The following is a 2,023-nucleotide window of genomic DNA, read 5'->3' on the forward strand; positions in this document are numbered from 1 at the left end:
TTTCAGCCCGTCCGGCGTCTGAGGACGAGGCCCCTTAAGGGCCGACAGCGGGGGTCTGGGGGCGGCAGCCCCCAGGGGCGAGGCCGCCACCAGCCAAGGGTGCGTTCACACAGACGGCGCCTGATACCCGGCCCGAGTAGCGTCAGCGCCCCAGCTTGCGAGGAGTCGTAGCGCCTCCGCCGACGCGGAGGCAGGCTCCGCGTGATAGGTCACCATCGTCTGTTCGGTGTCGCCCACGAGTCTGAACCCCTCGAAGTTCAGGGAGAGTTCGCCGACCAGGGGATGGCGTAGGTGCTTCACGCCGTGGCTCTTCTCCTTGACGTCGTGCGTGGCCCACAGCCGGCGGAAGTCCTCGCTCTTCACCGACAGTTCGCCCACCAGCGCCGACAGCCGGGGGTCGTCCGGATAGCAGCCCGCGTCCATCCGCAGGACGCAGACGATGTCGATGGCCTTCTGCTCCCAGTCCACGAACAGGTCGTGGTAGTCGGGCCGCAGGAAGACCAGCCGGGCCCAGTTGCGCTCCGCGACCGGCAGTTCCGCCCAGTCGCCGAAGACGGCCGCCGCCATCCGGTTCCACGCCAGGATCTCCGTACGCCGCCCGACGATGTACGCCGGCACCGACTCCATCGAGGTCAGCAGATGTTGCAGCGAGGTCCGCGCCTGCTGGGGCCGGGCCGTCTGCTTCTTCTTGTGCTTCGGCTTCGCCAGATGCGTCAGGTGCGCGTGCTCGGCGTCCGTCAGCCGCAGCGCCCGCGCGATCGAGTCCAGCACCTCCGCCGACACGTTCCGCCCGTTGCCCTGCTCCAGGCGCGTGTAGTACGCCACCGACACCCCGGCCAACTGCGCCAGCTCCTCGCGCCGCAGCCCCGGCACCCTGCGGTGCCGCCCGAAGTCCGGCAGCCCCACGTCCTGCGGCTTCAGCCGGGCCCGCCGGGTGCGCAGGAACTCGCTGAGCTCGGCGCGCCGGTCCAGGGAGGTGCCGGCGGGTTCGGGGTACACGTCCATGCCGTCCAGTATTCCCGGTCGTACGTCCAGCAGCCTGACCCCGCCAGTGGTAGGCACAGCGGACGTACGCAGAGGCGTGACCTGGGTGATTCGCGCGCGATGGGGCAGGCTGGACCGCAGCACCCGGCCCGAAGGCAGGCCGGGACTACCAAACCCCCCGCTAGGAGACCCCGGCATGACCACCGTTGCCGCGTACGCCGCACCCGCCGCCAAGGCTCCGCTGGAGCGCACGACGATCGAGCGCCGACCGGTGCGCGAGTTCGACGTCCTGATCGACATCGAGTTCGCCGGCATCTGCCACTCCGACATCCACCAGGCCCGCGAAGGCTGGGGCGAGGCGATCTTCCCGATGGTCCCCGGCCACGAGATCGCGGGCGTCGTCTCCGAGGTCGGCCCCGGCGTCACCAAGTACGCCGTCGGCGACCGCGTCGGCGTCGGCTGCCTCGTCGACTCCTGCCGTGAGTGCGACAACTGCAAGGCCGGCCTCGAGCAGTACTGCACCGGCGGCAGCGTCGGCACGTACAACGCCGTCGGCAAGGACGGCGAGCCCACCTACGGCGGCTACGCGCAGAAGATCGTCGTGGACGAGAACTACGTCGTCCGCATCCCCGACGGCCTCTCGCTCGACGTCGCCGCGCCGCTGCTGTGCGCCGGCATCACCACGTACTCCCCGCTGAAGCACTGGAACGCCGGCCCCGGCAAGAAGGTCGCGGTCCTCGGCATGGGCGGCCTCGGCCACATGGGCGTCAAGATCGCGCACGCGCTCGGCGCCGAGGTGACCGTGCTGTCCCAGTCGCTGCGCAAGAAGGACGACGGCCTGAAGCTGGGCGCCACGCACTACTACGCCACCAGCGACGAGAGCACGTTCACGGAGCTGAAGGGCACCTTCGACCTCATCCTGTCGACGGTTTCCGTCCCGCTGGACCTGGACGCCTACCTGTCCCTGCTGAAGACGGACGGCGCGTTCGTGAACGTCGGCGCGCCCGAGGAGCCCGTCAACCTCAACCTGTTCTCGGTG

The 2,023-nt window shown here is 69.9% G+C and carries 2 protein-coding genes; one reads left to right on the top strand and one right to left on the bottom strand.

Going from position 1 to position 2,023, the window contains the following annotated elements; genetic code table 11:
* Positions 1 to 105: 105 nt before the first annotated feature.
* Positions 106 to 1,005, bottom strand: coding sequence for a helix-turn-helix domain-containing protein (locus BMZ82_RS39015; RefSeq protein WP_093782109.1), 900 nt, complete (start codon positions 1,003 to 1,005; stop codon positions 106 to 108).
* 175 nt (positions 1,006 to 1,180) lie between these two features.
* Here BMZ82_RS39015 and BMZ82_RS39020 point away from each other — a divergent pair.
* On the top strand, positions 1,181 to 2,023 hold an 843-nt coding region (locus BMZ82_RS39020), incomplete at its 3' end, for an NAD(P)-dependent alcohol dehydrogenase (RefSeq protein WP_093782110.1).

Origin of the sequence: Streptomyces sp. yr375, assembly GCF_900110755.1 — a bacterium.
In the GTDB taxonomy this organism is placed as follows: domain Bacteria; phylum Actinomycetota; class Actinomycetes; order Streptomycetales; family Streptomycetaceae; genus Streptomyces.

What these genes read in the sequence shown, in the direction of transcription:
- BMZ82_RS39015 (WP_093782109.1), bottom strand. Translation starts at nt 1,005, where the DNA reads ATGGACGTGTACCCCGAACCCGCCGGCACCTCCCTGGACCGGCGCGCC.